Annotated in this window: 8 protein-coding genes; 3 read left to right on the plus strand and 5 right to left on the minus strand. The window is 71.1% G+C overall.

Translation table 11 applies throughout. The annotated features are described in order from the left end of the window. Positions 1–46 precede the first annotated feature (46 nt). Positions 47–226 carry a hypothetical protein gene (locus BLR04_RS39665; RefSeq protein WP_143022036.1) on the plus strand — a complete coding sequence of 60 codons (180 nt, stop codon included), beginning with the start codon at positions 47–49 and terminating at the stop codon, positions 224–226. A gap of 663 nt (positions 227–889) precedes the next feature. On the opposite strand, the gene BLR04_RS14040 is transcribed toward BLR04_RS39665, so the two are convergent. Together BLR04_RS14040 and BLR04_RS14045 are read right to left on the minus strand one after the other, a co-directional pair. Continuing rightward, positions 890–1516: a LysE family translocator gene (locus BLR04_RS14040; protein ID WP_090763828.1), complete on the minus strand. Its 627-nt coding sequence runs from the start codon at positions 1514–1516 to the stop codon at positions 890–892. A 69-nt stretch (positions 1517–1585) separates the two neighbouring features. Further along, on the minus strand, positions 1586–2470 hold the full coding sequence (locus tag BLR04_RS14045) for a LysR family transcriptional regulator (protein ID WP_090763833.1): 885 nt from the start codon (positions 2468–2470) through the stop codon (positions 1586–1588). Positions 2471–2578: 108 nt separating this feature from the next. Between BLR04_RS14045 and BLR04_RS14050 the strand changes: the two genes are divergently transcribed. Continuing rightward, positions 2579–3103 (plus strand): cysteine dioxygenase family protein, encoded by a 525-nt coding sequence (locus BLR04_RS14050; protein WP_090763834.1) that lies wholly within the window; start codon positions 2579–2581, stop codon positions 3101–3103. On the opposite strand, the gene BLR04_RS14055 is transcribed toward BLR04_RS14050, so the two are convergent. Beyond that, positions 3082–3729: an alpha/beta fold hydrolase gene (locus BLR04_RS14055; protein WP_090763837.1), complete on the minus strand. Its 648-nt coding sequence runs from the start codon at positions 3727–3729 to the stop codon at positions 3082–3084. The two genes, BLR04_RS14050 and BLR04_RS14055, sit on opposite strands and share 22 nt — an antisense overlap. Positions 3730–3804: 75 nt before the next feature. Between BLR04_RS14055 and BLR04_RS14060 the strand changes: the two genes are divergently transcribed. Further along, positions 3805–4305, plus strand: a complete 501-nt coding sequence (locus tag BLR04_RS14060) for a pyridoxamine 5'-phosphate oxidase family protein (RefSeq protein ID WP_218128887.1) — start codon at positions 3805–3807, stop codon at positions 4303–4305. Positions 4306–4367: 62 nt separating this feature from the next. Here the strand turns inward: BLR04_RS14060 and BLR04_RS14065 are convergent, their stop codons facing one another. Both BLR04_RS14065 and BLR04_RS14070 read right to left on the minus strand, forming a co-directional pair. Then, on the minus strand, positions 4368–5708 hold the full coding sequence (locus BLR04_RS14065; protein ID WP_090763841.1) for a dipeptidase: 1341 nt from the start codon (positions 5706–5708) through the stop codon (positions 4368–4370). Positions 5709–5810: 102 nt separating this feature from the next. Continuing rightward, a partial coding sequence (locus tag BLR04_RS14070) for a transposase (protein ID WP_143022037.1) occupies positions 5811–6152 on the minus strand: 342 nt, incomplete at its 5' end.

Raw genomic sequence — 6152 nt, forward strand, 5'->3', positions numbered from 1 at the left:
CGAGGTGACCGGCGTAATGAGAGTCGGGGTGACCGGGAGGGCCGGCGTGACGGGCGTTCCGGTGATCGAGGTGATCGAAGTCACGAGGGTCACCGGAGTCACGGGCGCTCGGGTGACCCAAGTGACTGTGGTGACTTACGTGATCGGAGGCGGGCCGGTGAAGGCGGTGATCGGGGTGGCCGGTGGTGATCAAGCCGATGAGGTGGCCGGTTTGCCGGCTGAGTAGTGCGGCGCCTGCCATGCCGTGCCAGAGTGCGATGGGCAGCGACTCGGGGGTGGGGTCGAGCACGCGGAATGTCAGCGCCTTCGACACCGCGCCCACCGCACCCACTGCGCGTGGCGCGCTCGTTGCTCCCGTTGCGCCTGCGCCTACCGCGCCCGCCGGGGCGTCTACTTCCCCGGACACCGGCTCCGCGTGGCGTGCGCCCTGTCGTTGCCATGCTTGGGGGAAGCCCATGGCCACGCAGTTCAGTGACGCCGGGGAGGTCGAGGGAGCCACGGTGGCCCAGCGCAGCCGGTCGGGGCCCAGGTCCAAGGGCTCGGTGAGGTGGAGGAGTACGGCGCCTGTGCTGCCGGCACGGCCCCTCCACACCTCCTCGGCCGGCGTCCAACGCGTCGACCCCGGTGGGCGGATCTGGCAGGGGGCGGCGGGGTCCACCACATGGCCGGACGCGAGCACGAGGCGCGGGCTGATCGCGTAACCCGATCCGGTCACGCCGATGACGGCATCGTGACCGGAATAGACCTCGACGACCCGTTCGAGCCCGAGGCGGTGTGGTGGCGTTTCCATGGGGGGTCCGCCTAGTGGTCATGTCCTGATGTGCCGCCGGGTGAGAGCTATTGATTCGCTCTCAACTATCGCACTCAGCAGCCGAAAATGCGTGACTTGTCACGCCTTCTCGGTCGTGAGCCAGGCCGCCAGCCCGAGGTAGACGACCCCGCTGCCGACGTCCAGCCGCCGCCGGACGCGGGCGGACCCGCGGACCCGTCCGGCCACGGCCGCGGCGAGCATCGCGTACGTGCCGTCCGAGGCCATGCCGAGCAGGATCCACAGCAGCCCGAACACCAGGATCTGCGGGGCGATCGGGCCCGCGGACGGGTCGGCGAACTGCGGCAGGAACGCCAGGAAGAACACCGCCGTCTTCGGGTTGAGTACGTTGACCACGACCCCCTCCCAGAACAGCCGCCGCTTCGAGTGGACCGGCAGCTCGACCGCCTGCTCGCCCCCGCCCCGCCGCATCAGCTTGCGTACGCCGAGCCAGACCAGGTAGGCCACGCCCGCGTACTTGACGACGGTGAAGGCCGTGGCGGAGGTGGCGAGCAGCGCGCTGATGCCGAGCGCCGCCGCGGCGACATGGACGACGGAGCCCACGTGGACGCCCACCACCGAGATCAGCCCGGCGGCCGTGCCCTGGGCGACGCTTCTCGTGACGATGTAGAGGACCGCTGGTCCGGGCACGATCAGCAGTGCCAGCGTGGCCGCGCAGAACACGACGAGCGTCGAGATTTCCGGCATGTTGTCATCGTAAGAAGCACGTCAACGGCTTTGAGCGCGCGCCATCAGGCGGGTGCGACGGGGTCGGTCTCAGGCGAGCGACATCGCCGGGGTGCGGAGGCTTTCGCGCAATGCGGTCAGCAACGCCTCGGTGGCGGGCGGGTGCGGGGGTTCGCCGTAGACGGCGGCGTACACGTGACGGGTCGAGCCGGGAACCTCGGTCGCATCGACGTCGGGGTGGCGGTGGGCCTGGAGGGCGAGCCCCGGCAGCAGGGTCAGCCCGAGCCCGCCGGCGACCAGCGCCTGTACGGCCACGATGTCGTCGCTGGTGAACGTGATGCGTGGCGCGAATCCGGCCTTGTCGCAGATGTCCAGCAGGTGGCTGCGGCAGCGGTCGCATCCGGCGATCCAGGCGGAGTCGGCGTGGTCGGCGAGCGAGCCCGCCGGCGTACGCGACACGAGGTAGCTGGGGTCGTCGAGCAGGTGGACCATGTGGACGCCGCCGTCCTCGGGGGCGGTGTCGTCGTACCGGAAGATGACCGCGACGTCGACGCGGCCGGCGCGCAGCAGCCGCAGCGCCTCGGGCGGCTCGGTCTCGGTGAGCTCCAGGCGCAGCCCGGGGTGCGCCGCGGTGAGCCGGCCGGCCGCCTCGGGCACGAATGTGGCCAGCGCGGACGGGAAGGCGGTCAGCCGGACGCGTCCCGTGCGCAGCCCCACGTGGGCGGCGAGCTCCTCCGCCGTGGCGTCGAGCCGGCCGATGATGTCGGCGGCCCGGTCGGCGAGCAGCCGGCCGGCCTCGGTGAGCCTGATGCCGCGCCCGGCGCGCTGGATGAGCTTGGCGCCGGTCTCGGCCTCCAGCCGGGCCAGGTGGTGGCTGACGGACGGCTGTGAGTAGTGCAGCACCTTGGCCGCTTCGGTGAGCGACCCCTTCTGGGCGACGGTGAGGAGCACGCGAAGGCGGGTGACGTCCAGCATCCATCAATCTTATCTATGGATCGCCCAGAGAACTTCTGTTGGACCTATCAGTCGAGATGCGAGACGGTGGAAACAAGACAAAATTCGCATTCAGTCTAGGGATGTGTCATGAACACAGCCACCGTCACCAGGCCCGGCCTCGAGCCTCTCGTGTCCGGTGTGTCGAGGATCGTCGCTCGAGGCCTGGACGCGCGCGACACCGCGTTCGCCGTCGCCGACCTGCTGCGCGACAACCTCCCCGGGCCCGACCTCCTCACGCCCGCCGAACGCGAGGGCTCGCCCGACCGGTACGTCACCCACATCCTGCACGCCGAGGACGACTTCTCCGTCGTCGCCGTCGTGTGGCGTCCGGGCCAGGGCACCCCCATCCACGACCACGTGTCGTGGTGCACGTTCGGCATCATCAGCGGCATCGAGCACGAGACCCTCTACCGCGACATGGGCGACCACCTCGTGGAGATCGGCCGGGCCGACAACCTGCCGGGCGAGGTCAGCGGCTTCGCGCCCCCCGGCGACATCCACAAGGTGCTCAACACCAGCTCGGAGCTGGGCGTCTCGCTGCACATCTACGGCGCCGACGTCGCCAAGCTGGGCGGCAGCGTCCGCCGCCTCTATGACCTGCCCGTCAAGTAGCCGTCGAGCGCCTGCGCCAGTTCGGCGGGGCGGGCCAGCATCGGCATGTGGCTCCCGCCGATCTCGTCGGGCGTGATCCCGAGCCGCTCGCGCACGACCCGCCGCATGAACTCGGGCGTGAAGAACCGGTCGTCCCGGCACAGCAGGAACCTCGTCGGGACGTCGGGCCAGGCGTCCAGCGGCCACGGCTCGACGACTGCCTTGTCGGCCTGGCCGCGCGAGCGCGCCGTCAAATCGGCGGCCAGCTCCGCGGGCACGTCGTGCAGGAACAGCTCGATCTCGTCGAGCTCGGCGGATTTGAACCCGGTGTTGGTCCACCACGCGGACGGCGGCTCGCCGGGCGCCGGGATCATGGCCGTCACCAGCACGAGCAGCTCGGTCTCTGTACGGGCGCAGACCAGCGGCGCGACGAACCCGCCCCACGAGTGGCCGACCACGACGACGTCACGCCGGCCGCCGAGCGCCTCGACCACGGTGTCGGCATAGTCGAGCAGGCCGGCGTCCTCGTCGTCGAAGGGCAGGTCGACCGCCACGACGTCGTGCCCGCGCCGGCGCAGCTCCGGCTCGACCAGGTGCCACTGCCATGCGGCGCCCCCGCCGCCGTGGATCAGCGCGAACGTGGCCATGTGCGTACCTCCGAGATGAGTTTCGGTCGCCGGATGGGTCTTCTCTGTACCATCCGCCACCGACAAGGAGCCGCCATGGAACCGGTCACCCGGCTCGACCGCCGCTTCAGCGCCGACGACGCCACCCCCACGCCGTGGGCCGAGGCGCGCGAGCAACTGGAGCACGCGGAGACGTACTGGCTGAGCACCGTACGCAAGGACGGCCGTCCCCACGTCACCCCGCTGTTGGCCGTCTGGCGGGACGGCGCGATGTATTTCTGCACGGGTGCCGACGAGCAGAAGGGCCGCAACCTGGCGTCCAACCTGAACTGCGCCCTCACGACGGGCGCCGGCTCCCTGCACGAAGGGCTGGACCTCGTGGTGGAGGGCTTGGCCCGGCGGGTCACGGATCCGGCCGCGCTCAAAGAACTCGCCGCCGCCTGGGAGGCGAAATACGGCGCCACGTGGCACTTCGAGGTCGGCGACGGCGTGTTCGTCAACGTCGCGGGCGGCGCGGCGCAGGTGTACGAGCTGCGCCCGTCGAAGGCGCTCGGCTTTCGCAAGGGGCGGTACGGCCAGACCACCTGGCGTTTCTGACGCTACGAGAAGGAATCCGCGCAGCCTCCGGTCCGGCCGGTGGGCCGGACCGGACGCCGCTCTCAGCCGAGGCTCAGCTCCTGGAGGAACAGGGCCTCCGTGGTCGCCACGCGGCGCAGCTCCTCGAGGTCGACGCGCTCGTTGGGGGCGTGGATCGCCGCCTCTTCGTCCTCGGCACCGAAGAGCAGGATCTCGGCCGCGGGGAACTGCTTCAGCAGCGTGTTGACCAGCGGGATCGAGCCGCCCGCGCCCACGTCGCGCGGCGGGCGGCCGAAGGCGCGCTCCATCGCCCGGTTGAGCGCCGCCCGCGCCTTGCCGCCCGAGTCGGCCTGGAAGCCGGACCCGACGGTGAAGTCGCCGAACGACACCTGCACGCCCCAGGGCGCCACCTGGCGCAGGAAGTCGACGACCGCGTTCACGGTGGTCTTCGGGTCGGCGACCGGAGGCACGCGGACGGTCACCCTGGCCCGCGCCACCGGCTGCACGGCGTTGATCGCGCCGGACACCGTCGGCACGTCGAGCCCCGTGACGGTGATCGCGAAGGACGCCCACAGGCGGTCGGCGGGCGTGCCTGAGCCGACCAGCGACACCCCGTCGAGCACGCCGGCCGTCTTCCTGAACTCCTCTTCCGACGGCCCCGCCCCGAGGAACTGGCCGCGCGGCAGGCCGGGGACGCGGACGTCGCCGTTGTCGTCGTGCAGCGAGGTCAGCATGCGCATGAGCGCCGCCAGCGCGTCGGGCGCGACGCCGCCGAACGAGCCGCTGTGCACCGCCTCGCGCAGCGTGCGGACCTCGATGGTGAACGCGGCCATGCCGCGCAGCGACGTGGTGACCGCGGGGTCGCCGACGCGCGGGTTGCCGGTGTCGGCCACCACGATCGTGTCGGCCCGCAGCAGCTCGGGGTTGCGCTCGACGAACGCCTCGAGCCGCTCGCCGGCGTACTCTTCCTGGCCCTCGATGATGACCTTGATGCCGACGGGGAAGCGGCCCTGGAAGGCGCGCAGGGCGGTGACGTGCGCGATGACGCCCGACTTGTCGTCGGCGCAGCCGCGCCCGTACAGGCGGCCGTCGATCAGCGTCGGCTCGAACGGCGGGGTGCGCCACGCGGCCGGGTCACCGGCGGGCTGCACGTCGTAGTGGGCGTACAGCAGCACCGTGGGCATGCCGGGAGGCGCGGGGGCCTCGGCGAAGACGGCGGGGAAGCTGCCCTCGACCGGCACCTGCTGGACGCGCGGCAGGCCCACGGAGCGCAGCAGTTCCTCGGTCATGGCCGCGGCCGCGTGGACGGGCTCTTCCGGGTGCCCGGGGAAGGCCACGGAAGGGATGGCGGCGAGGCGCCGCAGTTCGTCCACGGCCTGCGGCATCGCGGCTGCGACGGCGCTCTCGATCTGGTCAGGAGTCACGGGATGGTCCCCCGGGGGTCGTTCTAACGAATGGTCTGCGGTTTCCCTGGCGCCGCCGTTCCCGGCGGCACCCGCCGGCCGCGACGGATGCTCCTATGGATGTCAAGCGACGTGTTCTTGATCGTTTGATGTGATGATTCGGTAGAGTTCGCGGGCTATGTAGCGCTTCAGGCAGCGGATGATCTCTTTCTTGGACAGGCCGTCTTGGGTGCGTCGTTCCATGTAGGCGCGGGTGCGTGGATCCCAGCGCAGACGGCATAGGACCACGCGGTAGAGCGCGGCGTTGGCTTGGCGGTCGCCGCCGCGGTTGAGGCGGTGCCGGGTGGTCTTGCCGGAGGAGGCGGGGATCGGGGAGACGCCGCACAGCATGGCGAAAGCGGCTTCGCTGTGCAGCCGGTCGTGGTTTTCGCCGACGGTGACCAGCAGCTGTCCGGCGGTGTCGGT

This window comes from Nonomuraea maritima (assembly GCF_900100395.1).
Classification (GTDB): Bacteria; Actinomycetota; Actinomycetes; order Streptosporangiales; family Streptosporangiaceae; genus Nonomuraea; species Nonomuraea maritima.